The sequence below is a fragment of the Anabaena sp. FACHB-83 genome (assembly GCF_014697485.1).
In the GTDB taxonomy this organism is placed as follows: Bacteria; Cyanobacteriota; Cyanobacteriia; order Cyanobacteriales; family Nostocaceae; genus Nostoc_B.
This window is the reverse complement of sequence record NZ_JACJRY010000005.1, coordinates 87,142-112,937: the sequence shown is the minus strand read 5'-3', so window position 1 is coordinate 112,937 and position 25,796 is coordinate 87,142. Positions and strand designations below refer to the sequence as shown.

Here is a 25,796-nt window from a genome sequence, read left to right as displayed (position 1 = left end):
TCACCTGACGAACTACAACTTTGAATCTTCTCGTTGCTTTTTGGTAACGAGAGATTTTTTTTATAGGAGGTGATAGGTTACAGGTTCGGTGTAGGTTGGGTGGAGGAACGGAACCCAACATTCTCAAGACCCTGTTGGGTTACGCTATCGCTACACCCAACCTACTATTCCTCTTAACTAGTCCCTTCTTTCTAGTCCCTAGCCCCTACTCCCTACTCCCCACTCCCTAGATTATTAAGGATTACAGTACATACATTGGGCTGGGTCAGCAAATTCTTGACCATGAGGAAATAATTTTTCTTGTTTAAACCCACATTTTTGACACTGATAAATTACAGAAAGTGTCAAACTAGTGGGCATAGAACACATTTCACATGGTAATCCGGCGATTTTTTCGGTTATTGCAAAACCGGGTGCAGAACATTGGGGACACAGGCTTTTAATTTTGGTTAATAAATTTAATGTAGCTTTTTCAATATTATTCATCCGGGTTGGATTATACAGCGCCCGCATATCTGTTTCTAAATTCACCTGAGAATTAACAGAATTATTCAGGGCGATTGTAATAGTTTCTTGGAGTTTTGCTGCTGTAATAATCCCTTTAACTATTTCGCGGCAATTATTCGCCTTATCTTCCCAAGAGACGACCAGACCATGTTCAGGAAAACCGATTTTTTTAGCAAAATGTTCTGCTTCTTGGAGACTTGCAACTATTTGATGATTAAAGTTAGTTTCTATAGAAAATTCTTCACCAATTATTTCTAGTTCATTTTCTTTATCTAACAAAAGCACGACTTCGCGGTTAGAATAAATATAAGGTACCATTGGATGAGGAACAAAGCTACCTTCGCTGGAGATCGCTATAGTTTCACCTGTTAATTTTAAAGCTGTTTCGGCTTTTAACTTAGCCGCCGCAATTTGAGTTCCAGGGCGTTTGATTTCTCTCGTAAATGTGCCAAAATCATCAGTATTGAAATTAGATGGCACAATAGTTTTAAGATTTAGTTCTTGTTCTAATAAGGGAGCAATTACTTTTTCTTTGTGGTGCATTGTTGCAATTATACCCACTCGGTTACTAAATAATTGCTGAATTTGCATTGCTGTAATTATCTCCTTTGCTGTTAATCGTTAGTGGCTGATGTGATAATACTAATACCACCATCAGACTCCATATAAGCTAACTTCACCTCAGTTAAAAATTCTACACCTTGTTGACGTAATTTACTCATCAACTCATCTTCTGTAATCAGGGCTTTGTCTAAATGTCGGGAAATCATTTGTCCATTTTTCACCAACAGCAGAGGCGGAGGATTTAGAAATCTCTGGAATTTCGGCAATTTATAACCCAACCAGTTAAGGAAGTAACTCCAAAAAATTACTGTGCCTACTAAAATACCACCTTCGGTAATTGATGTGTAGTGACTTGCCATTGCATTTTGGGCTGCTTCGGCAAATAATACAACTACTAATAAATCGGTGATCCCTAGAGTTCCTATTTGCCGACTAGGGAGAAAGCGTAAAACAGCAAATAAAGCTAAGTAAACCAGAGAACCACGAATGAATAATTCTACAATACTAATGCTAGGGACAAAGATTTCTTGCCAATCAATATATAACCATTTATCCATGTTTATGTCTTTGCTTTTGTTAAGCTAAATAAGTTAGTGAAAAAACTATATTAAGAAGGGTTAATTACCATAAAACCCTCGTCCCTCCTGCCTTTTTACAAATACGAATATTTACGTTTCTCTACATTAATTTATTTGCGATCGCTGTTCGTTCGCTTAGACTGACCATTATGATTCATAGGGACGGCATGACGTGTGGGGCGAATCCCACTGCCGTATCTTCTAGCATAAACTTGGGTAAATTCTGCGCCAAAAAAGAGGATTTGGGCAGCATAATAAACCCAGGCGAGAATAACTACTAAAGAACCAGCCGCACCATAAGTAGAACCAAAACTGCTATTACCAAGATATTGTCCTAATAAATATCTACCTAAAGAAAATAATAAAGATGTAATCACAGCACCTATTAAAACATCATTCCAAGTAATTTTGACATCAGGCAAAACCTTGAAAATGAGTCCAAATAATAGTGTCGTGATGACAAAAGACAGTATAAAGTTAAAGAATTGCCAAATGAAATCTATACCAGGAAGTAAATTACTAAAATAACCGACGATCGCTGTTAAAGCTGTACTAATTATCAGAGTGACAAGGAGCAGAAAACCAATACCTAAAATCATGGCGAAAGATAAAGCACGCTGACGCACAACATTTTTCACGCCATGTCCCGGTTTCGGTTGAACTTCCCAAATTGTATTCAGGGCATCTTGTAATTCTGTAAATAAACCTGTAGCACCTAAAAGTAAAAGTAAAATACTAATTACCGATGCGATCGCACCTGTTTTTGGTTGATTGGCATTTCTGATGGCTATTTCAATAAACTCGGCTCCATCTGGCCCGACTAAACCTTGAATTTGCCGGACAATTTCACCCCTTGCCGCCTCTTCACCAAACACTGCACCAGCGATCGCAATTACAATAATCAGCAACGGTGCGATGGAAAAAATCGTGTAATAAGCTAATGCTGCGGCTAACCGCGAAGCTTTATCTTCACTCCATTCCTGAAAAGTTTCTTGAAACAGCCGCACAATTGCTGAAAAATTCATTTACCTAGTCTCCTTGTTGGAGGATATCACTTTCTCCCTTGATATATTTGATACTGATTTGCGAAATTGTGACATCTGCCTCAAGAGGTTTGTGCAGTTTCCTGAAGATAGAATTTATTGACACGGAAACTTTTTATATCATGTCCGGCAAATCAGTTATGATTAAACGCATCTGTGTAGAAAAACACAACTCTTTCTCCACCTGCCCCCCTGCGGTTTTTATGATAAGTCTTTTACCGGACATGATATTACAACATTCTATCGATGGTGCGATATTGAATGGCTTCGGCGACATGATGAGCTTGTAAATCATCATCTCCGGCTAAATCTGCGATGGTGCGGGCAACTTTGAGAATGCGATCGCTTGCCCTAGCTGATAAACCTAATTTATTGATGGCAGCTTCTAATAAAGAACGACTAGCATCATCTAACTTACACCATTGTTGCAGATGTCGGCTTTGCATTTGAGCATTGCAACGCAGATTTGTTTCGGTTTGAAAACGGTGAATACTGCGATCGCGTGCTTGTTGTACTCTTTCCCTAACAGATTTTGATGATTCTCCTGTGGGTTGTTGGGTAATTTCCTCTGGTTTGAGGCGATTCACCGCCACTTGCAAATCAATTCTATCCATCAACGGCCCAGAAAGTTTCGCCCAATATTGTTCTCGTTGTCTGGGCGAACAGGTACACTGTTGAATAGTATCGCCGTAGTAACCGCAAGGACAGGGATTGGTACTCGCCACTAAAGTAAATTGTGCCGGAAACACAACAGATTGTCTTGTGCGGGAAATTGTCACAAAACCATCTTCTAAAGGCTGACGCAAAAATTCTAAAACATCCCGTTTAAACTCGGTGAGTTCATCCAAAAAAAGAATCCCTCTGTGAGATAATGATATTTCCCCAGGACGGGGAAAACTTCCACCACCCACCAAAGAAGGGCCGGAAGCGGAATGGTGGGGACTGCGAAAAGGGCGATCGCGCACTAAAGAACCACGATTTTTCAATAAGCCGGCGACAGAGTGAATCCGGGTAACTTCCAAGGCTTCCGAAAATTCCAACGGTGGCAAAATCCCGGCTAAACGTCTGGCTAACATTGTTTTACCACTTCCGGGGGGGCCGACAAATATAAGGTTATGCCCGCCAGCCGCCGCAATTTCTAAAGCACGTCGTCCGTGAGCTTGTCCTTTGACATCGTGCAGATCAGCGATCGCATAAGATACTTGTACCATATCTGCGACATTATTGATCTGCACAGGTTGATAACGTCCAGGATTATTTAATAAATCAACTACTTCCGATATACTTTTACAACCATAAACAGCTAATCCTTCTACTACAGCCGCCTCTTGGGCATTATCAGCAGGTACAACTAAACCCGCAATTCCCATTTTTTTGGCAGTCGCAGCAATGGGTAGAACCCCAGCCACAGGACGCAGACTCCCATCCAGGGAAACCTCACCCAAAAATAAATAATCTCCCAATAAATCAGCATTAATTTGCTCAGAAGCCGCTAAAATACCCACACTAATCGGCAAATCAAAACAAGGGCCTTCCTTGCGTAAATCTGCGGGAGTCAAATTAATCACAATTTTCCGCATCGGAAAGGCAAAACCAGCATTTTTTAAAGTAGCCTTCACCCTTTCTTTTGACTCCTGGACTATATAATATTGGTATGCGATTCTACTGTTATAGTCAGCGATCGCACCTTATTGTGTTGTGATGATGCGAAGAATAATAGCAGGATTAATCCGAGTATCCACTGAGGAACAGGTGGAATCTGGTCTAGTGCAACAGCACGGCAGGTTAAAAGATGCTGGGGCGGAAAGAATTTATATCTTTGTTGGTTCCCGCGACAGTGTAGATAGAGAAGATATTGACAAACTACTAAACGATGTCCGCAAGGGTGAGATAGAAAAAGTCCTGATCACTAGGATGGACAGGGTGACGGCATCACCAGGACTACTAGAAACCCTATCTACTACTTTTAACCAAAATAATACCAGATTGATTTCTCTGGACGAAAACATTGACTTGACCACTATTGACGGTGAGTTCTCAGCGATGCTCAGTGTGGTGTTTGCTGGGCGCGAAGTTAAGACAACTCGCCAACGAATCAAGAAGGGAAATGAATACAGGCGATCGCAGGGAATATCAAGTAGTCCATGTCCACTTGGGTATGTGCGTCGTGATGGTAAATATGTTTTCGATCAAAGACCATTTGTTTGTCTTTTGAGCGATCGCCCTTCTGGCGGTTCAGAATTCAAAGGAAGAACCAGAGCAGATTTAGCGATTGAAATCAAAGAAATATTCTTCAAATGTAAAAGTTTGGGGGGAACTGCTAGAGCAATTAACGAGAGGTATGGTATTCAAAAAATCGGGCATCCCTCTGGAGTGCCGACACCCAAGCGGATGACATTTGTTTTGGATGGCGAGGATATCTCGCAAGTCGTAAACCACCTCAAGAAAACCAAGGGTGTACGCGCTGGTGTATTTCGCCCGTGCGCTTCTGGAATTAAAAAACTATTACTATCCCCAGTGTGGTCTGGAAATACTCATTTTTTAATCTGTAATCAAAAGGGTACAGTCTTGCCGCGTGAACAATGGCAAATAAGGTATGACACCCATGAGGACAAAATTCTCACTCTTTCCGAACAGGAGCAAGTAAAACGAATCCTGGAGATGAATTACGCCATCAGTGGGTACAACAAACACAAAACTCATTTACTCACCGGTTTGATTCGATGCGCCCACTGCAATTATCCTTTTAAAGCTCAGGCAGTCAAACAAGCTAAAGAAGGGGTTGAAAGACGTTACCAGTGCAGGAATTATTGCCAAACTAGATCATGCTTCGCTAGGGGGATGATCACCGAGGTACGACTTGAACAAGCAATACTTGACACTTTGATCAAATCTTCGCAGGCGATCGCTAATGCAGTGGAAATTGAGCCACAGCAACAACCGCAGTCACCCGAATTAATCCAGTTACGCCAAAAATTGCAAAAGCTTGAGCATTTAGGAGAAGATGAGCCAGAAATTACGGCTTTAAAAGAAAGGATTCGCAAGCAAATCGAGAAAATAGAACAGCGATCGCATCTTGAAGATAGCAGTAAAAACCACGTCAGAGAATTACTGGTATCCGCTTTTAGTGATGCGATCGCTTTTCAAATGCAAGACGAGGATACAAGAAGAGCTATCTATCTACAGCTTATTGATCACGTCTCTGTAGAGCAAAAAGAAGTTTCTGGAATGTATAGAAATGGCAAGAGTTTTACTAATCTCGTTGCCACCATCAAAGAAGTAAAACTACGCTGCTGATTGATGTGATTTCAGATATAAGGCGATCGCCTGATCAATATATTCCGCGTCCGTATAGGCAGGCAGTTGAGACTCTTTATCCAGTAGCCATGAGTTAATCTGCGCTGCTGATTCTACTGTGATGCGATCGCCTAGAATCTTCTTCGCAACTGTGTATCTAGCTGCTGATGAAATCATGAGGGCGTTAAAATTCATATCTTGTTCTTTATCCTGCTAAAAAATGTAATACTGTCTGCTCTGTCTCTTGCTGCACAAGCATTCTGTCTACTTATATCTACTCTGTCCGTCTGTCTAAATCTGTACGAATTTGAATACTTTGGGCATCTATCCACGCGGCCAGACTATTCTCGACCAACTCATTGAACAGACGTTTTAACTCATCCGAAGAGAAGCGATCGCCCTTCACTTTAAAGTTAGGTTGTATTTCCTGGATTACTGCCTTAGTTCTGTTAGTGCGTTGTAGATAACCGTGTAGGGCCTGCGCCTGGGGTGAGAGTTTGGGAGTAGGGTTTTGAGGTTGGGGTTTTATATCAAACTCCATCTGGTGGTAAAGCGCCTCAAGCCTGGACTTATCCTCTGCTGTCACTGGGCGATCATTGACTTCCGCTTGTTGAAACTTTGGCACTAAGCCCAAGTAATACCCACCAACAAAAGCAAACATCACAGGCTGATATTGGCTTCTAGACTGCGCCTTTAATTCGCTGTACTGCGTTCTAACTGCTTCTTTATCCTTGGCATGGGTGATAACTTGATTACCCATAATTGCTTGTTCAATCACGCCGTAAGCGTCAATTTCGCGTCCGTCCTTGCGGTAGCGGTTGCCCAACAACAACAGACGTAAAACCTTACGGGTATTTTGGTCTAATTCTTGAATGCCGATCGCTTTAAGGTTGAGCGAGTGCAAGTTAACAAAAAACTTCATGTTATACTCACGCCCTACTATCAGCACATCAAAGAGGATTTGTCCAAAGTCAAAACCTAAATCCTCTGGTTTTACCTTGTTCAGTTTGGCGGCGATGGTTAGCCAGTCATCAAGAATAATAACAAAGGGCGGTAAGCTTTCTCTCCCATCCTCAGTTAGTTCTAAGCGTTTGTTGTATTCAGTCTGAACGCCTAAAAAGAAAGTTCTGGCGTTATCTATGGCGTTCTCACCCACAAAACGGGTTACTTTGCCGCGCTCACGTAGTCCATTGAATGAGTCATTTTTAACCGCTAATACTCTCATGTCAGCATTTGGACAGTTCGCTTCAACTTGGCGGATATACTCGCGGGTGATTGTGCTTTTGCCTGTGCCTGGGTCGCCACACAGCGCGGTGCTGCCATCTTCACGGGCAACACGCCGCAATACTTCTGTAATTGTTTCGTCGTTTGTGGGTGCGATCGCTGGTTGTTCTATCTGTTCTTGAACTGTCCCTGGATCGCCATGCGGTAACTGTGCTTGCACTGGCTCAAACTTCTCAAAACTTGCACCGCCATCAAGTAAGTGACCAAATTCGTAGTAATCATCAGCAGACATCGCCATAAGTAAGGCTGTTTGTTGTTGCGGGGTAATGCTGGCAATAAATTGCTGTCTGGCCTCAGCAATTTTGATGCCACGCAAGTATTTAACTAACTCATTTCCAGACATTTCAAGCAACTGCTCACCAAATTTGAGAGAGTAATTAGCTTTCACACTCTCAAACTCTTTGGTAGCGCGGTAGTGGGGTCGAATATCGCTGAGGTAGTCTCTAGCCTTGCGAGTGAATAACAAACCAATTCCGCCCAGAACCATCGCGCCTAAGCCAAAGTGATTCTTAAATGGGTTATCAGATGGCAGTTCCCGAAAGACATACAAGTTTTCATGCTGGAGGAATGCCCAAGGGTTATAGTTTGGGTTGCTAGTGCGGTACTGGTTAGCTTTTAAATATGGTTCTGGAATTTGCGATCGCTGTTCGTACCTACAATACTTTTTACCCAGCAATATTTTTTCTGGATCGCCCTCCCCTGCCTGTATAGGCGCATCGTGGATTCTGGCTGACTTTGGATAGAAACATAATTCTTTCTTAGCTATGCCATCCCCAACATGCCCAGCTAAAGTACAAAAAACCGCACCTAAAACCGATACCGTAAGCATCAGGTTGAGACGCGGTGAAAGGGAATAAACGCGCTGATTCAATTCTGACAACTTTACGTCTTTCATTTTTTACGAAGGTAGAAAAATATAACAACAGAAACAGCGATCGCAACCGCTAGAAATACCCCGTAATTACCTTGTTTTGGTTCTTGGATGCCTTCATAGGTTTTAACCTGTTCAGACACAGTATAGAAGCTCTGACGGGCTATACTATCCATACTTTTAGCATCTGCGGTCAACTTCCAAGAGCTTGCTGACAGCATTAAACTGCGAGTTACACCGACTCCGAATCTTTGGCGATCGCTGATTTGGGGAATGATGCTGTTGTGAAAACGTAAAAAGCAGAGGGTAGCCGCGAATGATGCACCAACTGGTAAGCCAGCAATTACGGCGGGGAAAAATCCGACGCTGCCAGCAAGGTAGAGATATTGAGTTGAAGTGATCTGAAATCCTGCCAGAAAAGCACCTTGGGCAATGCCTTGAATTAGGGTGATGTTGTTATCAATTTCAGATATTACTTGCTGTACTTGATTTGAGTCGTACTCAGCACCGTCTACAGGATGTATAGTCTCGTCTACAATCTCTGCATCAAAGTAAATTGGTGTTTGTTTTTGATTGTTGGTCAGCATAGGAACACTTTTCGGAAGAGATTAGCCCAGGTTTTACACCTGGGCTTGTGCGTTTAGTCAATCAAACGTCTGAAGAAACCTTTGGCACGATTAACAGCGTTGGAACCGTGTCTGTGAATGTCTTTTAGTGTTTCTTTCGCTCTATCTGCGGGTAAAAGTCCCTGGTGCTTATCTTTAACCTGTTGCCACATCTGAGATTGTGCTTTAGCAGAGTCAATTTCAATACCCCTCAGTGCTGCGCGGTGCGACTCGCTTAGTAAATTTAGCGTTCTGGAGTGCTGAAATTGCTCCTGACCTAGTTGGTTGTCAGACGAAACAACTTTTTGTTGTAACCTGTAACCTAAACGCGCATCACTTACCCGAACCTTTGACCAGCTATCAGCCATTTTATTGACGCTATTACCTGCGGTAGCTAAAAACTGGCTTTCTTCTGACATCACAATTTCAGTTGCCTGTAATCCTTGCGATAAGTTTTCAAAAACAGCTTTGGCATTTTGGGCGCGTTGAGTTTGTTGGATTCGGAAATCTGCCACCTGTGCTGCGGCTGTCTGATTTCCGTCAAGGGCTTGAAATATTGTTTCTTGACTGATTCCCGAAAGAGAATGCAACGCAGTATAAGTGATCGGTGCTTCCAGTTTGAGTTTTACGCTTCGGTTCATCACTCCCATGCTCCTAGTTCTTCTAGTCTTGTGAAGATGTTGCCAGCTTTGTTTCTAGTTGCGTCATCAGCAATATCGTTTAGTGCTGTTGAATCGCCTTCCGCAAGTTTCCAAATCATTTCATCTGGTAATTCAGATCCAAAATTACCCAAGAATTGCCCATGAGTAAAAGGGTTTGGCGTTTCATCAATGGTTTGAAACTGGTCATAGATTCCAGTTTGTAAGTATGGCAGTGCTTCTCGAATGATTTGTTGTTGCTCTGATGTTCTGCCTAAATCGGCTTGAAAAGGATCATCATTAGCCACAATTTGCGCTGCTTCTTGTGCCAACTTAATAGGGCATCCATTGTTCGTGAGTGCGTTTAATGCGGCGGTAAACAGATTCTCGTTGTTCATTTGGTAAAATTTTTGTGTGTTGTTTGACAACCAGAGGGCGATCGCTCTCCTACTACTCGGTGAATACCTCTAGCTTACTAATGTCAATGTTCCGGCTATTCTCTAGTTCGATTTCGAGATACGAAAGCGCCGTTACAGCATCGCTGAGGGTTAAATCGGGTGCGTAAATTTTAGCGATCGCTTGGTATTCCGGGTGGTTCTTGATCTCTGCTATCGCTAGGTGAGCATTCACAATTAATTCTTGCAATGTTTTCATGAAGTTCTTTCAACTGTTTGATTTTCTGTTTTTCCCGGAATCGGCGATCGTCTAATATCGCATCAATGCCATAGAGGAAATCAGCGATCGTGAAGCCTTCAGACTCGACAATTTCAACAATTCTTTGAACGATTGGTTTAAGTGCGTCTAAACGAGAAATTTCCAATTCAGACTTTAGATCCTCTTCAAAGTCAAAGGCCATTTTTTTTAGTGGTAAAGATTTTTAGCTTTATTTCAGGTGGGTGGGGGTTGCAAGAATTACTCATGCCCTTTTTTTACGTCTACTTGTTGTCTTTGCTTGGGGAGGCACAGGAGATTGATTCGCTAGTGTTTGAGCGATCGCAATACCTCCACCGCCTGCAAACATGGTTGAGCCAATGCAGATCATTAAATTTGCGCCAAACTTTGATGCTCCATACCATCCGATAAGGATGAAACTAGCCAAGCCTAGGCTTGCTGCTACTATTTCCTTTCTGTTCATAATCTCGCTAATCTCAAAAATGTTGCTTTTACGTCGAATTGATTGCCGTTAGTTTGAACTTTATTCGCTCTTAGCAGCAGTGTGCATCCACACATTGGGATTTCGAGTAATTGCCCTACTTTTGGTGGATTAGAGCCTATTAAGTGGCAGGTCATAAGAAAACCGCGACTGTCTTGTGCGACTAAATTAATTGTCATGCCGCTTGCTTTGCCATATTCGCCAACATTGATTTATTGGGTTGCAGTGGTGACACCTGCACAACCGTCTGTGATTGTGCAGTAGCTCCACCTTGAAAAATCAGCTTTTCCACTGCTGCTGATAGTGCCTGTGTGGGTGCATCTTCAGGTATGCCAAACATTTGGCGTAACTCTCGAACAGCTAAAAAAGAAATGGTCAAGCGCCGAGATTCGTAATTATTCATGATTTATGCTCCTGATTCTGCAAGTAATTTAAGCCCTTGAGCATTTATGAATTGGGGGTTGGGTAGAACTACAAAACCCAAATTAGAGAGATTCTGATCAACAACTGGGAGAGATACGCCGCCGCCCCACGAAACAAGGTATTTCGCCCTATCTAGGTAGTTGCCAGAGGTTACGAAGTTTGCAAATTTCTCAATTCTGCTAACCCACCACTCGTCAAGACATTGGGCATACTCTTGATCAAACTTTTTAACTGTGAGTGCATTGCCTCCATAGGTAAAAGTTCCGTCCAAGATGCCTTTATTAACAAGGCTTGGAGCGTGTTTTACATCCTTGGATAGCAAACTTACTTTGTCGTTTCGCTTGTCCAATGACTCAGCGATCGCTGTGTGCAAATCACCTGCGCCACCTTCTATTAAATGTCTGTCTATCACTGAGCCATTGCCATCGAACACGGTAATGAGCCAAGTTGATGAACCGATATCAAGCGAAATAGCTATTTCGTGGCTATCTAAAGACAGGCAAGAGTCACCAAATAGACAGTAAGCAATACTTCCGTACCCTTCTGGATAAATGCCAGTAACCTTGATTTCAACTGATTTGGTGACAATCTCCCGCGTGATCAGGTGTTTGTGCTGAAATGTATGAACGCCTTGAACCCTGCGCTTGATTTCGTCTCCCCAACGTTCTGGGTTATGGCTTGACAGTGCTAGAGACAGAGTGAGATTGTCTGGAGCATTCAAAACAGACAGATCAGACAGAATGCTTTCTAGTGATAATTCCGCCTTCTTTGACTTGTCCTCATGTAGTAGGGTGTGGTCAGGTTGTGCAGTTGCAGCAGCTCCCCAAAAAAATTGAACATCTCGCAAGTCTGCGCGGTGTCCGTCCAGGTACCGTACCCATGCACCATGTCTTGAAATAGTCTCATGGTGTTTAATGTTTCGGTTGCGAACAAGCGAGTATGCAGAGGGCATCATGATCGAAAAATCACCATAAATACCTTTTCCGTATCCTGCGCCGCCGTCTTTACCTCCACAGAGAGTAGTTATCCCAGAAATGGCTAAAGATTCGGATTGAACAAGCCAATTTTCGGCAAGACTGTATGTAATTGTCATGGTTCTGGAAATTGGTAAAAGTCTTATTTATCTGGGCTTTGGAGAATTCATCAGCATAATCGCCATAAATTCACGCATCCAGGTTTTGGTAAGCCTAAACATCACTTTCTGGCTTCTTTCGCCTCTGTTTGGTGACGTTTATTGGCTTGCTGTTATAATAACACAAACAGCACAAACAGCACAAACATAACATGAAGCACTATAAAGACATTACTACTCAGTGACATAATTGTGTTATTGAGCAGGTATAGTAGTGTGGCAGAAGAAAAGCAAAGTTCTTATAGAATCATTTGGCCTGAAAGTACAAAGGCTAAATTCAAAAGTTTATGCGCTCTCAAAAATACAAACATGAATCAAGTATTGCTGGAGTTAGTTGAGAGATGGATTCAAGAAACTGAAAAAGAGATAGAGAGAGGTAAAAAACTTTAATGCTTATCTGCGATCGCCTATCCAACTGTCATTTTGTGACACGAAAGAGCGATCGCCTGTCTCCTGTCATTTTGTGACACGAGCGATCGCCTGTCTTCAAATGTCTTAAAATGAACAAATTAATTTTTCAAACAAAAAAAATACCGTCAAATTGGCAGAGGATAATTGAAGTTTTAACGACACCCGATCACCTTGCTGGTGATGATGTGCAAGGTATAGATAGAGCGTACGTCACACTTCTTTGGCTGCACCGTGTATACACTTTAGAGATGATGGTCAAGCTCGAATGGGATAACAAATTAAAGCTGCATATACCACATGGATCAAAGGCTTCCTACTGTGTTTTAGCCGAGTTTTGGCGACGGGTTCTTATTGCCTGTGATCGCCTGCAAAACATTTATCCATACCATGCAAACTCGGCTGAATGGTTTGCTTATTTATTTACGGAGAGAGCTTTAGAGGGACTAGGACTGAGCAAAGGCAAGAAACTGGATATATCAACTATGCAGTCGCAAAACAGAAAATTTTCCAGTCTCGACCCTGAGCAAAATCCCTTCAGTCAAAGCATTACACCGCACACATACTTTTTTACCAATTGCCTAATAGAACAAAGTGGACGATCACCAAGATTTATGTCTGAGGTTGCACGCCCGTTGATTAAATCCCGTATGGATCTCATCAAACAAATGCGAACAGATAAAATTCTTTCTTTATGGATAGAGGACGATGGAGTTTACATAACTCGACCCGGTACTAAGCGCAGTAAACAGAAACTCATGCTCAAAAAATGAGACTCTTGAAAGCTTTGCTTAGTAAGCGTTTCAAGAATTAAAGTGTTTTTGTTTAGATTATAAAAACCTGTGGAATACTGGTTTTTATAATCAAAAAAAAGAAACAAAGGATCTGCTGATGAATATTGAGGAATTTTTATTCACGAGCATTTTGATTCGTTCTTGCTCTGCTCCTAGGCGCGATCGTCGCGCTGCCGTGAAGAAACTCACCCGTGAGTTTCTGCAAAAAAACAAAAAGAAAAAAGGGTGATTTCGCTCACCGTTTTTTTGATCAAGAATTGCTATCGCATCTGATCGTCTGCACAGTGGGGAAAACACCACAAAAAATTAAAAACTCAAGCTTTAGCGTAGCAATATTTTTGTCAAAAAAACCAGCGAAATTGCCCCAGTAGTTTAAAACACTGGAGTAATTAAAATGGCAAAAGCACCTAAGTTTAGCGGCTCGGTGCTTTCAGCGAAGAATATTCATAAGGGTATTATAGCTGAAGGCAGCGTATTTGAGCAAGAGTTTTCACAGCTAGAGAGAAGTTTTCAGGCGATCGCACCTTACCCGCGATTTAAACAACGTTTTTACTTGTTGAAGCTTGCACCCTACTTTGGCATTCCGCGATCGGCATTCATTAGGCTCTTTGATGCTTATATTTGCGAAGCATTAATCAAACAACTTGGGGGTGCGGAATGATAGCTCAAATAGAAAAAGTCCTTCCCAAACTTCGATTCGCTTTCAACTCCCAAGGATGCAATAAAAACTGGGATATGGCAAAACTCACGGAGGGGTTTGAGGACGCTGAAGGCACGATCCTGGACATTGCCCAGCACATTCAAAGAGGCCACGCTATTTGCGCCGGATTACTCGGTGGAAAGCGCCGATCCAAACAAAATGTGATCGGATCTCAGTGTTTGCTGCTTGATATCGACAATTCAAAAGTAGACACTGATGAAAAGGGGCAGAAGATAACCGATGGCGATGGCAGAGCTATCAATGTTTTAGAGGAACAATTAACCATTGAAGATGCTTTAAAAAACGATTTCATCAGGCAGCATTGCGCCTTAGCTTATACCACTGCAAGCCACAAAGAAACTTGGCCTAAATTCAGGCTAGTATTTCCGCTACCAGAGTGTATCTTTGATGTGGAAGTAGTCGAAGCCTGCACAAGGCTTTTAATGCAACACCTGCCACACGATCCGGCTTGTAAAGATGCCAGTCGCGTTTTTTACGGCAACACCAACGCAGATTTATTTATCCTCAACCCTTACGCGACACTACCAAAAGACTGGATAAAGAAAGCGAAACAACTTCTAGAACAGGAGAAAGCAGAAAAAGAACGCCGCCGCCGGGAAAACGAGGAACGCTACAAGCTTGAGCGAGAACAATTTCAAGTGCAAGGATGGGATGAGGATTTATTGATTGACCAAGCATTAAGATTCATTCCGCCACGTTGTTACGGCTCAAATAATTATCAGGAATGCTTGCAAGTTTTGATGGCGTTAACGGCTCACTACGGGGCATCTAAGGCAGAGGCGATCGCTGAGGCTTGGAGTCCTTCTCAACCAAGAGAAGGTGATAAAGAATGGAATATTGCAAAGAAAATTAGGTCTTTTAGGCGCGATGGCATTGCAATCGGAACACTGTTTTATATTGCCAAGCAACACGGATTTGCTTTTCCAAAAAGAGAATACAAGTCAAGCGATCGCTTGCTTTCAAAAGAGGAGTGGGAGAAGATGCACGGGAGAACTGAGAAACAGGCGATCGCATCCAAACCAAACAATGTAGTTCAGCATCCAACTGCTGCAAAACTACTCTCTGGTGATGAATTACTTGATGAGATTGATAACCTGATTGATTCTAATATTGGGCGATCGCAACTTGAAGCAAAAATACTAGACCTAGCAACCAGATCAGTCCGTACCAGTAATGAAATATGGCGGCTCTATAAAACAAGAGATGAGGAAGAAACCGAAATTCTTGACCGGGAAGTAGCCACAAAACAGTTACCCACGCTTCTGGAGGCACAAAGGGCTAGTTTGTCGCCGGATCATCTGCTGTGGGGCGACGGTGGTAAACTTGCATATTTACTAAAAACCACTGCCGAGAGTATGCCCGTGGCAGTGGAAGCTTTATTAACTACATTGTTTCCAGTTGCAGGGTCAAGAATTGGTACATCATCCCGCTTAATAGTAAACGCCCGAACAAATTACACGGTTACGCCGATATTTTGGTCGTGTGTAGTCTCGAAGACTGGCACTTTAAAAAGCCCAGCACAAAAAGTAGTTGTTAATCCGTTAGACAAGCTAGAGGCGCAAGAATACCACAACTGGAAAACCGCTTCTGAAGACTACAAAAAAGATTTGAAACGATGCGGTAAGGGTGACGAATTACCAGATGAACCAGCACCGCGTAAACGGTTTATTGTGCAAGGTTGCACAACAGAAGCGCGGATGAAAATACACGGTGAGAATCCTAGAGGTCTGCTCTACTACCGCGATGAGTGGGCATCGTTTATTACCGGAAGAAATAAATATCGGGGTGGTAAGGGTGATGATGCACAACTAGACCTAAGCGAATTTAACGGTGATGCGCTCTACAAAGACGTTGTAGACGGTGAAAAATGTATTTATCTGGAACACTCTGCTATTAGTCGCACCGGGAACACCCAGCCGGAAATACTCAAAAAATTTCAGTCAGAAGGTAACTTTGCAGATTACGCTGGCGAGTTTGCCCGTTGGCTCTACTGCTGTAAAGAGAGTCCCATAGCTTTTATAGACCTCTTCGCAGATGATGACGGCATAGGCAAGCTATTAAACGATGATTTAAGCTTCCTTTACCAATATTTGGGAAGACTGCCAGAACGTGATTACTTCCTATCACCTGAAGCAAAGCGGATTTATCAAGCATACCAGCATCAATTAATGAAATGGTTAGCGGTGGAAGAACATTCTGGACTGGCTGCCACTTACCCCAAACTGCAAACCTATTTAGGCAGGTTTGCTCTATGGCTACACCTAGTAAATGCAGTTTTGTCTGGAGAGTCTACACCGCATCAAATCATCGATGCTAGAGCGATGCAAGCGGCTGTACACTGCGTTGACTTTTACTTGGCACAAGCAAGGCTGATGTATGCCCAAAACAGTGACCAACAAGCGATCGCGGGCAACCTTCTCAAAATTAAAGAGTACATAGAAAAGCACCCAGAGGGTGTGACGGTTCGGAAGATTCGCAGTGGTATATATTCCTTCCGAAAAACATCGCCAGATGAAATAAACCAAGGATGTCTTGAACTAGTCGGTATGCGGTTGATAAAGCAGGTAGCAAAAACATACTACCCATTATTAAGTGGAGATGATGATAGTGATGATGAAATGATGATCAACCATCATCACCCTAAGACCATTGGAAATAAAGGGATATATAAAAATGATGATGGTGATGATCAAAAAATCATCAATTTTCAAGAATTAACCAATTTAGATAAACATCTAATGGATGATGATGAAAATACTTTTATATCCGCAACGCATCATCAACCATCATCACTTTTGGAAACTCCTATAGAGCAAGCATCTCAGCGTGATGATGATATCTCACCACAGATCATCACCATCATCGAGAATACAGAGAAAGTGTTGGGTGGCAATAAAAACAGTAAAACAGTAAGTACAGCGATCGCACCTTTACCAAAAGTTGGAGAGAAGGTTCTTTTGAATGGTGAGGAATGCACAGTTTTTAGCTTTGATGAAAAATCGCTAAAGGCGGTTGTTGATCATGAAGACGGTCGATCAACTTGCATAAATGCTTCAAAATTGGAGGTGATCCGATGAATCCGAATCAGTGGAACACCTTAGATGATATTAATTATGTGCGCGAATGCCTTGAACACTGCAAAGATAGCTCAATGTTGCAGGAGTTGAGAGAGATATTTTCACCTGAACTACTCAAAAAAGCTGCTGTTGTTTTAAGCTCGGAGAAAAAATCTTTGATTAAACAATGGGTATTGCATTTGAATCAGTTAAAAACAAATGAATGAAGTAATAAAATATGAATCAACATCAAATTAACCAATCCGTTGAAGAACGCGATCGCCTGTCTCACCAGTGCCATCAATTAGTGGATAAAATTGCTAATCACCGCTATGCAATCAAATTGCTGAGAGTAGCGATCAAATCCCTTCAAACTATCGCAAGCTATAAAATGAATAGGTTAAAGGTTGTCAACCATGATTGATGAATATTTATCAGTATTAAGTCACAAAAAAGCCGCTCAGAAGGTCACAAAGAAAGCCCCAGGTGAGATTCTTGACCCGTTGGAGGGAATCGCCAGAACACAAGCTGCAATGCTCAATCTTGAGCCTACTAGCGAGAATTTAGAGAGTATTGATGATGCTCTTTCGTCAGAGATTGATCTTGCGGATTTAGTCTTGAAAGAGTCTGTCAACTTAATGAATCTATCTGGACACTTTTGGAATAAATCATTAGTTGGTTTCGGTAGTCCTGAAGTGTTGCGAACAATGCCAGAATTGCCCAGCGAGCTTGCAGCGATCGCCTTACGATGTGCGTCAGAGTCGCGTAAGTATTTGCAGCTTTTAAATGAGATTCGCAATCCCAAGAGAGCAACCTTTATCAAGACACAGCAAAACGCGCTCATTGTTGACCAACCACAAAATCTGTTAGAGGAAACACAATTAAATGGCTGGAGAGTGGACACCCGAACGCAGAGAACGACAGAGGCAGATAGCGATGACTGTCAAGCCGTGGCTAAAATCAACAGGCCCAAAAACCGAACAAGGAAAGCGCAGAAGCTCTCAAAATAGCAGAAAGCACGGTAGAAGAGGCGGAGTAGTGCGCGAAATGGAGCAGACTTTATCTAAATTTAGGCGACATAGAAAAGCCTTTTTAAACCTCTTCAATTCTATTTGAAAACTTAAATTCACCAACGAACTTTCATGAATATCGATGAACACGCGCAAAAATTAACCGATTACCGCCAGGAGATTGAATCATTAGGGCATGATTTGATCACTTCTGGTAGAGATTCGTTACAGATTTTGAGCGATCGCCTAGACCATCTCAACCCTAACGATGCCGATATTACTACACTCTCACTAATAGCTGAATCGTTTTTGCTGTTGGGCGATCGCTTCTTGTCACTAAGCTTAGGAATCGAAAAATTATTGGAGTTAATCTGATGGAATTGCACAAAAAATATATTGTTGAAATTGTGAACATTATTAATTCTCAAAACTACGAAAATAATTCTAAAAACCGTGAGTTTTTGGAAAGGATGGCTTTTAGCTTAAAGACACTTTCAAAGTCCGGTGATTTAGCTGCAATCCTGGCTTTACTCTTAAAATTAAAAGTAGGACTAGGTTTTGATATTGGTAAGCCCGCACCAAAGCCAACTTTAAAAATGGGGTGTATCTCAATAAATGTGTCGGATTTATTTAATTTTCGCGTGAGTAATTTAAACTCACACGAAAGTCTAAAAATGTTGCCTAAATTATGAATGACGTTCAACTATTCAAAAGAAATTTGGATGTATTTTACAATTTAGACCGACCATTGCTAAAAACTAAAATTCATTCCAATTTTCGAGACTTTATTTCAAGTAATGCAATACAATTGTTTTATGTTGAAATACTCCCTAAGTATTTAAAAGAGTTGGGGTGTTCTGTACTAAAACAACCAAACGGCTATTACATTTTATTGGATCAATCTCAATTAATTGAGATTTCTGAGCAAACGAAAACACCAATAAATTATGTAATAAATGTTGCAGTGTGCCATGAAATCAGTCATGTAATTGCAGATGCTTTTCAGCGTTTTGATGATGAGGATTTTATTTGGCAACTAGGGTCTACAATGCTTCAAAAAGCAAGTATTCCTGAGTATTTCTATACCAAGATTAAAAATTATCTAAGGAATTGAAAAAATGATTAATTTAGCTGATGCGATCGCCTTTCACGAACAAAATTTAGGAAATATTGACGGTGACTGCGACGCTAAAAAACAAGCTTTTTACCGTCAAGTATTGAGGCTTTATCTAATGTTACGAGAGCTAGGTATAGAAGCAAATAAAATAAAATCTGCTCAATTTAAAGATACCCCTGGCATCGCTCAAGCGCCATCGGTTAATTTTAAAGTCGATGGAATTAGTTTTGATTTTTTTATCGTAAATGACGTTCTTCAATTGAGAAACAGTGGACAAACTCAGTTATTTGGTTTTCCTAGCGAATCAATCGGATGTGCGGTGAATTTAGCCACCAACATTGTACACAAAGCTTGTATTCAGAAAGCCAGAGCGATCGCTTAATACTTCAAAAATAAAACAAAGTAATTAACCCATCTTTATTAGGTGGGTTTTTATTTTTTTGTACACACTACTGTGAATTTTTATGAGCTAATATTCGCCATATTTACTAATATATTATATGAATTTAGGCGAATTAATTCTAAATTTTAAAGGGGATTTCACCCAGCTAGATCGGGATATCACGGAAGCTAAGAGAAGAGCGATCGCTAATGCTCAGGAAATAGAAAAGCAGTTTAGAGATTCACTAAATTTAAATTACAAAGTTCAATTCACTTATAACTCTAATGATGTTCAGAACTTAGTCAAGGACATCACAAGAACAGCACAGGAAGCAATTAAAGCACAGAAAATTGATGTCACTCCAGCACTAACAATTAACAACGCCGAGATAAAGAAATTAGGTCAGGAAGTTGCCAAAGGTCTTGCACAAGGCATCAAAAATAACACGAAAGAAGCACAAAGAGCAGCTAACGAACTTGCTGGATTAACGATTGACGAGACTAAGCGTAGATTAAGAATTAAATCCCCTTCAAGAGTATTCGCTGAAATTGGACAGGATATTGTAAAAGGACTTGCTGAAGGTATTGGTATAGGTGGCGGACTGTCTGTCACTGGTGCTATCTCTGGACTAGTTGGAGGTGCAATAAATACTGCCAGAAACTTGGTTAATACTGGTTTAGCTTTTACCGGTACATCAATCAATAAATTTAGTGAACTGAGTTCTATTGAATCTCAGTTAAGGTTGATTGAAGGTAGTACTAATAGTCTGAAATTTATTCGGGAAGAGAGTGATCGCTTGTCACTTTCGCTTGATGCTGCACGTAAAGCTTATATAGGTTTAGCGGCTTCCGCAAAAGGTACAGAACTAGAATCTGAAGTTAAACGAATTTTCTCTGCTGTTAGTAGTGCAGCACGAGTTTTTAACCTTTCAAACGAGAATTACTTAGGGGCGCTTACTGCAATTCAGCAGATTATTTCAAAGAATAAAATAACAGCAGAAGAATTAAGAGGACAACTCGGTGAAAGACTTTATGGCGCGGTAAATATTACAGCGCGTGCGTTAGGAATTACCACCCAGCAATTAGATAAATTATTAGAAACTGGGCAATTATCAGCTAAATTCTTAAGCCAATTTGCGACACAGTTAGAGAAAGAATTAGGACAGGGCGTAGAACAAGCGAGTAAAAACTCCACAACATCTTTGAATAGGCTGCAAAATCAAGTTTTGGATTTGCAAGAAAGTTTAGGTAAAGCGGTTGAACCCGGTGTAGTTGCTGGTCTAGATTTTGCTCAAAAAACTTTAAGTGAATTATTAAAGCAAGGCTTATTCAATGATCTAAATAAAGGTGCAGCAGAATTTCGTGATTATTTAGCCCAAAATCCGGAACTAGCCAAGCAGACAGCGCAGGCTATCTCTGGTCTTGCAAAAGACGGAATCAAACTAGCCTCTGATGGCGCAAGGTCATTGCTTGACTACCTCAAACAAAATCCGAACGCGGTTAAAGACGCTGTAACTGCATTTGGTAACTTTGGTAAGGGTATAGGAGATGCGGTAAAACTTGCCAGAGATTTATTAGATGTTTTTGACAATATAGGAAAAACAATTGATAGTTTTTACGACCGAATTAGTAAAGCATTTGGGGGAACCTCCGAACAACAGAAACAATTTGAAAATTTATTGAGATATGGCCCGTTATCATTCTTTTTTCAAGGCAATCAAGGGCAAGCACAACAAGGTTTGGTGGGAGGTCTTTTGTCTGGACTGGGATTACCAAATTCAACCACTACATCCAGTACATCAAATGCGCCCAATACGCCTAGTAGTAGAGTTATTTCACCTGTCGATAGTCGTTACCCTGTTACCTCAGAATATGGATGGCGCTATATCTTTGGGAAAAGGCAATTTCACAAAGGAATAGATTACGGCACTCCAGTAGGGACGGACGTAAAAGCCCCTACATCTGGCATTATCTCCAGAATATTCAACGACAACGGCGGAGGTTTGACAGTAACTCTACAATCAATGACTGAAGCGGGACAGAAAGTTGAGCAGTCATTCTTGCATCTGAGTAGAGCTTTAGTAAAAGAAGGCGATCGCATCTCCCAAGGACAAGTAATTGCCGAATCTGGCAAATCTGGCAGAAGATCCACGGGGCCGCATCTGGATTGGCGAATCAAAGTTAATGGACAGCAGGTTAACCCCAGAGACTTCTTGAGGATGAATATCTCTGTCCCCGCATCCTCGCCCACTCCACAAACTCAAATACAAAATCAACAACCTTGGCAGAAAGCTGCTGCTAGTTGGTACGGCAGACCCGATGGTTTCCACGGTAGACCTACCGCATCTGGTGAGATATTTAACGCCGATGCGATGACACTAGCTCACAAGACTTTACCTTTCGGCACTAAAGTAGAACTTCGTAACCCTGATACTGGAGTAAGCGCCATTGGTACAGTCAACGATCGCGGCCCGTTTGTTAAAGGACGAGAGTTTGACTTATCCCAAGGGTTGGCGGGTAAGTTGGGGGTTCTCAATTCAAATCCAAATCGTCCCAACGTTGAATATAGAATAATCACGCAATCGTCAGGCGGTAAGCAATCTCAACCCCAACCTAGTGCATCCGCCCCACAGCAACAACCGCCAGAAATTAGAGCTATCCTGCAAGGTGCGGAAGAGAAAGCAAGGGTAGAACGCAGAAATGCCCTAAGACAAACCCAAGATCAAATACAGTCCGCGTTACGTGCGGCAAGGGAAGTATCTCAAGGTTCTTCCCTATTCCCCAGTGCTGATGAACGGAACACTCGCCAAGCTCAACAACGCTTGCAGCAGATTGACGATCAAATCACCCAATTACAGCGCCAAAAAGAAGACGCACAATCAAGAATCAAGATTAACCAAACTCAGATTAGTAGTGGTAGTTTAACGCCAGAAGTCACTTCTGATTTAAACAATCAAATCAGTTTAGATACCACATTGATTCAAAAGTTGGATGAATCATTAAAATCATTGCGGGATTCACGACAAAAGACTTCTGAAGAATACGCTAAATTCAACGAACGCGATCGCCAGTTCAGACAACAACAATCTGACTTGCGAGTGTTTCAGTCAAGCAACGAAATCCTGGTAGAAAGAATTGAGCAGTTAAGGGAGCTATCAAAACTGAATCCTTATGCTAAAGAATTAGAAGCACTACCACATTTAGAAAAAGAATTACAGTTAAATCAGCAGCAAATTAAAATTAATCAAGACTTACTGAATCTTGAAAACCAGCGCGATAGAAACGAAATTGATCAGCAAGAATATTTAAATAGATTGAATGCTATCAAAAATCTGAATACTGAAGAACTAAAAACAATTGATATTCGCCATAAATTAGCTCGAACTAATGAGTTTTTGCGGCAAGGACAGTTAAAACTTGACGAAACACTAAGGCGTAATTCAGCAATGGTTGAGCGTCTTAGAACTAATATAGATTTAAGAAACGTAGGCATTGGAACAGGCGATCGCATCATTCTACAGCGAGATGCTGATTTAATTGAAAATAGAAGCAGTTATTTGCAACAACGTCAACAATTGCAAGAAAGAGCGTTGCTTGAAGAGTTGCCGATTGACCAAATTAAAGCAGAAAGATTGCAAATGGTTCTTAGATTTAATGAACGCAATCAAGTAATTAACAGTCAGGCGCGGCGAAACGCCGCAGACTTGATATTTAATAATTCAAATAGGGTTAATCAAAGCGGTATTGATTTAATTAATAATCGTGCTGACTATCTTGATAGTTTTGGTCTAAGCAGTAATAACCTGCGGAAACAAGCGGCTATTTCCAGTCAAGAACTAGATTTTAGTAACCAACTAAGGGATTTACAGAACCTCAAAGATATTGGGGATATTACAGTAGAAACATTTGCTCAACTCAAGGCTAATCTGGAGCAAGTTAACCAAGTGAGACTTGATGCCATAAAGGCACAATTTGATCCATTAACAGGGATTATCAGAGATAGTCAGCAAGCTTTAACGGGTTTCCTTCAATCCGCAATTATTGACACCAATAATATTGGCGATGCCTTCAGATCGATGGTGCAAAACATCATCGCTAGTCTTGCCAAGCTTGCTGCTGAACTTCTAACCCAGCAAATATTTAAGGCGATTCTCGGATGGATTGGTATTGGCGTAGGGGGTAGCAATGGTTCTCCTGACGGTGGGGCAGGGGGCGGTGCTGCGCCTTTAGCTTACAACGGGATGAAAATTCCTAATTACGCAGAAGGCGGAATAATCGGCAATATCCAATCTATAGGTGCGGCTGCATTAAAAGAACGTCAGATGACGGGGCGACAACCTTATGTAGTAGTAGCCAGTGCTGGCGAAAGAATACTCAACCACCGAGAAACTGAGATTTGGGAGAGGTTACAGCAATCAGGGCGACTAAATTTTGCTGATGGTGGTGTCGTTGGGATGCAGGCGGTTTCCGCTTCATCCTCTACAACTCCACCAAGTGTCACTATCCCGATTACTATTAACGCTGGCGATAATCCTGGGTTTGATACACAGCGTTTCGCTCAAAAATTACATCCTGTTTTGAAGAATATCACTTATGAAATGATTCAAAATGAATTGCGTCAAGGCGGTGCAATCAAGAGAGGAGATAGATACGGAAGGTAATTAATCTCCAAAAATCCCTATGGTAAAACCATCTACTTCATCTAATTTAACCCTCCAGCAATTTTCATTGCTTATGGAATACGTAGTCCCATTTGATATGATTTTTACATTTTTAAGGTGTATATAAGTATGAGTTAAAAAGCCTCGCTCTTTCCTTTCTTCTTCTGATATGTCTAATATTGTGATTGAAGTTTGTTTAAAAACATCAATAAGTAATTCCCTTGCTGATAAATCACCCGTCCCCATTACGAATTTTTGAATTGTATTATCAAAAAACTTTTCCATAGGGATAACCAAACCAGTTACGATTATCCCCTTTGTAAAAATTGTCAACGGAAATTCGATATTTTTTGATTCCTCTACGGTTTCAACAATAAAAGAAAGAATTGGATCAACGTGGAAATTCATTTAGAATCCTCTAAACTTCTCTGTATCTGCAACCGATGAAATGGGTATTGACCCTCAGATTTTAGCGCAACGCCTCAAGCCTGCCATGCAGAATACCGCTTATGAAGTGGTGCAGGAACAGTTGAGGCAAGGGGGAGCTATCAAAAGGGGCGATCGCTATGGGCGTTGACATGATTCTCTTTTTGGATCTGCTTGACAGATTGCTTCGTCTAATTTTTTCAAACTGTCCTGAACATTTTTTAAATTTTGTTCATGTGTCGTGAGCGGCTTAGGTATGATTATTTGAGCTAGAAATGCTGCACCAACCCATAAAAAAAGTAAGACCGCTACAGCTTTAAGAATGCCGATCGCTACTTGATTACTGTCCATAGAACCATCTGGGGACTTAAATCATCATCTCACGCATAGCGATCGCTAGTTACATAATTACTAGTGAACCTAAGAAAAACTAAGAATTTGGGAGGAATAGAAAATTCTTTTTGATATGGGCGCTCGATATCGTAAGCTAGGGGAAATTATTTATAAACTATGCAAAAAATAGTATCCTTAGTTTTTCTTGTAGCCACGGTAAATATTGTTGGTTACGGTATTACTTCAATTGTCAATAATAAAGAATATTTGACACAGACTCGATCTGATCCATCACCCATACATCAGAACACACCAACAGAATCTACTATAAATAAAACTCTGTCAAATCCGCCAAATCCGTCATCCTTCGACAGATGCTATGAACAAGTAGGGCGGGAAATAGATCAACAATATCCACAAACAGTTGCGCCACGATCTGTAATACGAGAGATGCTAGATGATTGCTTAAACGGAAATATAAAAGCAGAATCGGTTACAAAAACGACTAATAAATGTTTCAATAGAGTAGAAAAATATTTTTCCGAGAGAGATGCTGGCAAAGCACTAACCCGTGATCTGATTGAAGAGTATTATGCTGAATTCATTAGTCAATGTACTGGTGGCGCACAATAAGTATTTGTAAATTCTTCCGTTCGCAAGAACCGTTCTACTAATCTACTAATTTTATGACCCAAAATACAAACTGCTACTATCTCCTGGTCGAGCGTGTAAGTATCTGCTAGTTGTGTCCACTGACTCATGAGCCAACGTTTGCTGCACCAAATGAATAGGCG

General features: G+C 41.3%; 31 protein-coding genes and 1 pseudogene. 16 read left to right on the top strand and 16 right to left on the bottom strand.

All coding sequences use genetic code 11. From position 1 onward, the window contains the following. Positions 1 to 234: 234 nt before the first annotated feature. The 4 genes and pseudogenes from H6G79_RS08405 to H6G79_RS08390 form a co-directional block, all read right to left on the bottom strand. Complete coding sequence (locus H6G79_RS08405) at positions 235 to 1,098, bottom strand: DUF6671 family protein (protein ID WP_190588486.1); 864 nt, start codon at positions 1,096 to 1,098, stop codon at positions 235 to 237. A 23-nt stretch (positions 1,099 to 1,121) separates the two neighbouring features. Then, positions 1,122 to 1,628, bottom strand: coding sequence for a DUF421 domain-containing protein (locus tag H6G79_RS08400; protein WP_190588487.1), 507 nt, complete (start codon positions 1,626 to 1,628; stop codon positions 1,122 to 1,124). 131 nt (positions 1,629 to 1,759) lie between these two features. Continuing rightward, a complete protein-coding gene (locus H6G79_RS08395) occupies positions 1,760 to 2,674 on the bottom strand; it encodes a YihY/virulence factor BrkB family protein (protein WP_190588488.1) in 915 nt (304 codons plus the stop codon). A 248-nt stretch (positions 2,675 to 2,922) separates the two neighbouring features. Continuing rightward, positions 2,923 to 4,332 (bottom strand): annotated as a pseudogene (locus H6G79_RS08390) (YifB family Mg chelatase-like AAA ATPase); the annotation flags it as partial. 61 nt (positions 4,333 to 4,393) lie between these two features. Here H6G79_RS08390 and H6G79_RS08385 point away from each other — a divergent pair. After that, complete coding sequence (locus H6G79_RS08385) at positions 4,394 to 5,989, top strand: recombinase family protein (RefSeq protein ID WP_313933899.1); 1,596 nt, start codon at positions 4,394 to 4,396, stop codon at positions 5,987 to 5,989. On the opposite strand, the gene H6G79_RS08380 is transcribed toward H6G79_RS08385, so the two are convergent. From H6G79_RS08380 to H6G79_RS08340, 9 genes are all read right to left on the bottom strand, one after another. Continuing rightward, complete coding sequence (locus tag H6G79_RS08380) at positions 5,978 to 6,184, bottom strand: hypothetical protein (RefSeq protein ID WP_190588490.1); 207 nt, start codon at positions 6,182 to 6,184, stop codon at positions 5,978 to 5,980. The genes H6G79_RS08385 and H6G79_RS08380 overlap by 12 nt on opposite strands. 79 nt (positions 6,185 to 6,263) lie before the next feature. After that, positions 6,264 to 8,168 (bottom strand): ATP-binding protein, encoded by a 1,905-nt coding sequence (locus H6G79_RS08375; RefSeq protein ID WP_190588491.1) that lies wholly within the window; start codon positions 8,166 to 8,168, stop codon positions 6,264 to 6,266. Further along, a complete protein-coding gene (locus tag H6G79_RS08370) occupies positions 8,165 to 8,731 on the bottom strand; it encodes a hypothetical protein (protein WP_190588492.1) in 567 nt (188 codons plus the stop codon). The genes H6G79_RS08375 and H6G79_RS08370 overlap by 4 nt, the downstream gene beginning before the upstream one ends. 53 nt (positions 8,732 to 8,784) lie before the next feature. Next, entirely contained in the window at positions 8,785 to 9,390 is a 606-nt protein-coding gene (locus H6G79_RS08365) for a hypothetical protein (RefSeq protein ID WP_190588493.1), read from the bottom strand. Beyond that, positions 9,390 to 9,785 (bottom strand): hypothetical protein, encoded by a 396-nt coding sequence (locus H6G79_RS08360; RefSeq protein WP_190588494.1) that lies wholly within the window; start codon positions 9,783 to 9,785, stop codon positions 9,390 to 9,392. Before H6G79_RS08360 ends, H6G79_RS08365 begins: the two co-directional genes overlap by 1 nt. Positions 9,786 to 9,955: 170 nt before the next feature. Further along, on the bottom strand, positions 9,956 to 10,243 hold the full coding sequence (locus H6G79_RS08355; protein ID WP_190588495.1) for a hypothetical protein: 288 nt from the start codon (positions 10,241 to 10,243) through the stop codon (positions 9,956 to 9,958). Positions 10,244 to 10,303: 60 nt separating this feature from the next. Next, a complete protein-coding gene (locus H6G79_RS08350) occupies positions 10,304 to 10,522 on the bottom strand; it encodes a hypothetical protein (RefSeq protein ID WP_190588496.1) in 219 nt (72 codons plus the stop codon). A 193-nt stretch (positions 10,523 to 10,715) separates the two neighbouring features. Continuing rightward, a complete protein-coding gene (locus H6G79_RS08345) occupies positions 10,716 to 10,943 on the bottom strand; it encodes a hypothetical protein (RefSeq protein ID WP_190588603.1) in 228 nt (75 codons plus the stop codon). Between the two features lie 3 nt (positions 10,944 to 10,946). Then, complete coding sequence (locus H6G79_RS08340) at positions 10,947 to 12,056, bottom strand: ParM/StbA family protein (RefSeq protein WP_190588497.1); 1,110 nt, start codon at positions 12,054 to 12,056, stop codon at positions 10,947 to 10,949. Between H6G79_RS08340 and H6G79_RS08335 the strand changes: the two genes are divergently transcribed. The 13 genes from H6G79_RS08335 to H6G79_RS08275 all read left to right on the top strand — a co-directional run bounded on the left by H6G79_RS08335 (position 12,055) and on the right by H6G79_RS08275 (position 24,243). After that, positions 12,055 to 12,246, top strand: a complete 192-nt coding sequence (locus H6G79_RS08335; protein WP_190588498.1) for a hypothetical protein — start codon at positions 12,055 to 12,057, stop codon at positions 12,244 to 12,246. The genes H6G79_RS08340 and H6G79_RS08335 overlap by 2 nt on opposite strands. A 65-nt stretch (positions 12,247 to 12,311) precedes the next feature. Next, positions 12,312 to 12,485, top strand: coding sequence for a hypothetical protein (locus tag H6G79_RS08330; protein WP_199333918.1), 174 nt, complete (start codon positions 12,312 to 12,314; stop codon positions 12,483 to 12,485). 110 nt (positions 12,486 to 12,595) lie between these two features. Further along, positions 12,596 to 13,276 carry a hypothetical protein gene (locus tag H6G79_RS08325; RefSeq protein WP_190588499.1) on the top strand — a complete coding sequence of 227 codons (681 nt, stop codon included), beginning with the start codon at positions 12,596 to 12,598 and terminating at the stop codon, positions 13,274 to 13,276. A gap of 415 nt (positions 13,277 to 13,691) precedes the next feature. Continuing rightward, positions 13,692 to 13,958: a hypothetical protein gene (locus H6G79_RS08320; RefSeq protein ID WP_190588500.1), complete on the top strand. Its 267-nt coding sequence runs from the start codon at positions 13,692 to 13,694 to the stop codon at positions 13,956 to 13,958. 218 nt (positions 13,959 to 14,176) lie between these two features. Continuing rightward, entirely contained in the window at positions 14,177 to 17,095 is a 2,919-nt protein-coding gene (locus H6G79_RS08315) for a DUF3987 domain-containing protein (RefSeq protein ID WP_191049347.1), read from the top strand. Continuing rightward, a complete protein-coding gene (locus H6G79_RS08310; protein ID WP_190588502.1) occupies positions 17,092 to 17,301 on the top strand; it encodes a hypothetical protein in 210 nt (69 codons plus the stop codon). Before H6G79_RS08315 ends, H6G79_RS08310 begins: the two co-directional genes overlap by 4 nt. A gap of 11 nt (positions 17,302 to 17,312) precedes the next feature. Continuing rightward, a complete protein-coding gene (locus tag H6G79_RS08305; RefSeq protein WP_190588503.1) occupies positions 17,313 to 17,498 on the top strand; it encodes a hypothetical protein in 186 nt (61 codons plus the stop codon). Beyond that, on the top strand, positions 17,491 to 18,084 hold the full coding sequence (locus H6G79_RS08300) for a hypothetical protein (RefSeq protein WP_190588504.1): 594 nt from the start codon (positions 17,491 to 17,493) through the stop codon (positions 18,082 to 18,084). The genes H6G79_RS08305 and H6G79_RS08300 overlap by 8 nt, the downstream gene beginning before the upstream one ends. Before the next feature lie 132 nt (positions 18,085 to 18,216). Next, on the top strand, positions 18,217 to 18,459 hold the full coding sequence (locus tag H6G79_RS08295) for a hypothetical protein (protein ID WP_190588505.1): 243 nt from the start codon (positions 18,217 to 18,219) through the stop codon (positions 18,457 to 18,459). Further along, positions 18,459 to 18,776: a hypothetical protein gene (locus tag H6G79_RS08290; protein ID WP_190588506.1), complete on the top strand. Its 318-nt coding sequence runs from the start codon at positions 18,459 to 18,461 to the stop codon at positions 18,774 to 18,776. The genes H6G79_RS08295 and H6G79_RS08290 overlap by 1 nt, the downstream gene beginning before the upstream one ends. Beyond that, complete coding sequence (locus tag H6G79_RS08285; protein WP_190588507.1) at positions 18,773 to 19,198, top strand: hypothetical protein; 426 nt, start codon at positions 18,773 to 18,775, stop codon at positions 19,196 to 19,198. Before H6G79_RS08290 ends, H6G79_RS08285 begins: the two co-directional genes overlap by 4 nt. Before the next feature lie 4 nt (positions 19,199 to 19,202). Beyond that, positions 19,203 to 19,583, top strand: a complete 381-nt coding sequence (locus tag H6G79_RS08280; protein ID WP_190588508.1) for a hypothetical protein — start codon at positions 19,203 to 19,205, stop codon at positions 19,581 to 19,583. A 118-nt stretch (positions 19,584 to 19,701) separates the two neighbouring features. Next, positions 19,702 to 24,243, top strand: coding sequence for a septal ring lytic transglycosylase RlpA family protein (locus tag H6G79_RS08275; protein ID WP_190588509.1), 4,542 nt, complete (start codon positions 19,702 to 19,704; stop codon positions 24,241 to 24,243). Here the strand turns inward: H6G79_RS08275 and H6G79_RS08270 are convergent, their stop codons facing one another. Further along, on the bottom strand, positions 24,244 to 24,651 hold the full coding sequence (locus H6G79_RS08270) for a hypothetical protein (protein WP_190588510.1): 408 nt from the start codon (positions 24,649 to 24,651) through the stop codon (positions 24,244 to 24,246). Positions 24,652 to 24,691: 40 nt separating this feature from the next. On the opposite strand from H6G79_RS08270, the gene H6G79_RS37285 reads away from it, so the two are divergent. Beyond that, entirely contained in the window at positions 24,692 to 24,820 is a 129-nt protein-coding gene (locus H6G79_RS37285) for a hypothetical protein (protein WP_277877225.1), read from the top strand. Here the strand turns inward: H6G79_RS37285 and H6G79_RS08265 are convergent. Beyond that, positions 24,808 to 25,020: a hypothetical protein gene (locus tag H6G79_RS08265; protein ID WP_190588511.1), complete on the bottom strand. Its 213-nt coding sequence runs from the start codon at positions 25,018 to 25,020 to the stop codon at positions 24,808 to 24,810. The genes H6G79_RS37285 and H6G79_RS08265 overlap by 13 nt on opposite strands. 159 nt (positions 25,021 to 25,179) lie before the next feature. Between H6G79_RS08265 and H6G79_RS08260 the strand changes: the two genes are divergently transcribed. Then, positions 25,180 to 25,635, top strand: coding sequence for a hypothetical protein (locus tag H6G79_RS08260; protein WP_190588512.1), 456 nt, complete (start codon positions 25,180 to 25,182; stop codon positions 25,633 to 25,635). Here H6G79_RS08260 and H6G79_RS36650 read toward each other — a convergent pair. Continuing rightward, positions 25,611 to 25,763 carry a hypothetical protein gene (locus H6G79_RS36650; RefSeq protein ID WP_242048249.1) on the bottom strand — a complete coding sequence of 51 codons (153 nt, stop codon included), beginning with the start codon at positions 25,761 to 25,763 and terminating at the stop codon, positions 25,611 to 25,613. The genes H6G79_RS08260 and H6G79_RS36650 overlap by 25 nt on opposite strands. Positions 25,764 to 25,796: the final 33 nt, after the last annotated feature.

Excerpts from the sequence above, each read along its gene's own strand:
- H6G79_RS08405 (WP_190588486.1), bottom strand. The coding sequence starts at position 1,098 with ATGCAAATTCAGCAATTATTTAGTAACCGAGTGGGTATAATTGCAACA.
- H6G79_RS08400 (WP_190588487.1), bottom strand. The coding sequence starts at position 1,628 with ATGGATAAATGGTTATATATTGATTGGCAAGAAATCTTTGTCCCTAGC.
- H6G79_RS08395 (WP_190588488.1), bottom strand. The coding sequence starts at position 2,674 with ATGAATTTTTCAGCAATTGTGCGGCTGTTTCAAGAAACTTTTCAGGAA.
- H6G79_RS08385 (WP_313933899.1), top strand. The coding sequence starts at position 4,394 with ATGATGCGAAGAATAATAGCAGGATTAATCCGAGTATCCACTGAGGAA.
- H6G79_RS08380 (WP_190588490.1), bottom strand. The coding sequence starts at position 6,184 with ATGAATTTTAACGCCCTCATGATTTCATCAGCAGCTAGATACACAGTT.
- H6G79_RS08375 (WP_190588491.1), bottom strand. The coding sequence starts at position 8,168 with ATGAAAGACGTAAAGTTGTCAGAATTGAATCAGCGCGTTTATTCCCTT.
- H6G79_RS08370 (WP_190588492.1), bottom strand. The coding sequence starts at position 8,731 with ATGCTGACCAACAATCAAAAACAAACACCAATTTACTTTGATGCAGAG.
- H6G79_RS08365 (WP_190588493.1), bottom strand. The coding sequence starts at position 9,390 with ATGAACCGAAGCGTAAAACTCAAACTGGAAGCACCGATCACTTATACT.
- H6G79_RS08360 (WP_190588494.1), bottom strand. The coding sequence starts at position 9,785 with ATGAACAACGAGAATCTGTTTACCGCCGCATTAAACGCACTCACGAAC.
- H6G79_RS08355 (WP_190588495.1), bottom strand. The coding sequence starts at position 10,243 with ATGGCCTTTGACTTTGAAGAGGATCTAAAGTCTGAATTGGAAATTTCT.
- H6G79_RS08350 (WP_190588496.1), bottom strand. The coding sequence starts at position 10,522 with ATGAACAGAAAGGAAATAGTAGCAGCAAGCCTAGGCTTGGCTAGTTTC.
- H6G79_RS08345 (WP_190588603.1), bottom strand. The coding sequence starts at position 10,943 with ATGAATAATTACGAATCTCGGCGCTTGACCATTTCTTTTTTAGCTGTT.
- H6G79_RS08335 (WP_190588498.1), top strand. The coding sequence starts at position 12,055 with ATGGTTCTGGAAATTGGTAAAAGTCTTATTTATCTGGGCTTTGGAGAA.
- H6G79_RS08340 (WP_190588497.1), bottom strand. The coding sequence starts at position 12,056 with ATGACAATTACATACAGTCTTGCCGAAAATTGGCTTGTTCAATCCGAA.
- H6G79_RS08325 (WP_190588499.1), top strand. The coding sequence starts at position 12,596 with ATGAACAAATTAATTTTTCAAACAAAAAAAATACCGTCAAATTGGCAG.
- H6G79_RS08320 (WP_190588500.1), top strand. The coding sequence starts at position 13,692 with ATGGCAAAAGCACCTAAGTTTAGCGGCTCGGTGCTTTCAGCGAAGAAT.
- H6G79_RS08310 (WP_190588502.1), top strand. The coding sequence starts at position 17,092 with ATGAATCCGAATCAGTGGAACACCTTAGATGATATTAATTATGTGCGC.
- H6G79_RS08305 (WP_190588503.1), top strand. The coding sequence starts at position 17,313 with ATGAATCAACATCAAATTAACCAATCCGTTGAAGAACGCGATCGCCTG.
- H6G79_RS08300 (WP_190588504.1), top strand. The coding sequence starts at position 17,491 with ATGATTGATGAATATTTATCAGTATTAAGTCACAAAAAAGCCGCTCAG.
- H6G79_RS08295 (WP_190588505.1), top strand. The coding sequence starts at position 18,217 with ATGAATATCGATGAACACGCGCAAAAATTAACCGATTACCGCCAGGAG.
- H6G79_RS08290 (WP_190588506.1), top strand. The coding sequence starts at position 18,459 with ATGGAATTGCACAAAAAATATATTGTTGAAATTGTGAACATTATTAAT.
- H6G79_RS08285 (WP_190588507.1), top strand. The coding sequence starts at position 18,773 with ATGAATGACGTTCAACTATTCAAAAGAAATTTGGATGTATTTTACAAT.
- H6G79_RS08280 (WP_190588508.1), top strand. The coding sequence starts at position 19,203 with ATGATTAATTTAGCTGATGCGATCGCCTTTCACGAACAAAATTTAGGA.
- H6G79_RS08275 (WP_190588509.1), top strand. The coding sequence starts at position 19,702 with ATGAATTTAGGCGAATTAATTCTAAATTTTAAAGGGGATTTCACCCAG.
- H6G79_RS08270 (WP_190588510.1), bottom strand. The coding sequence starts at position 24,651 with ATGAATTTCCACGTTGATCCAATTCTTTCTTTTATTGTTGAAACCGTA.
- H6G79_RS37285 (WP_277877225.1), top strand. The coding sequence starts at position 24,692 with ATGGGTATTGACCCTCAGATTTTAGCGCAACGCCTCAAGCCTGCCATG.
- H6G79_RS08265 (WP_190588511.1), bottom strand. The coding sequence starts at position 25,020 with ATGGACAGTAATCAAGTAGCGATCGGCATTCTTAAAGCTGTAGCGGTC.
- H6G79_RS08260 (WP_190588512.1), top strand. The coding sequence starts at position 25,180 with ATGCAAAAAATAGTATCCTTAGTTTTTCTTGTAGCCACGGTAAATATT.
- H6G79_RS36650 (WP_242048249.1), bottom strand. The coding sequence starts at position 25,763 with ATGAGTCAGTGGACACAACTAGCAGATACTTACACGCTCGACCAGGAG.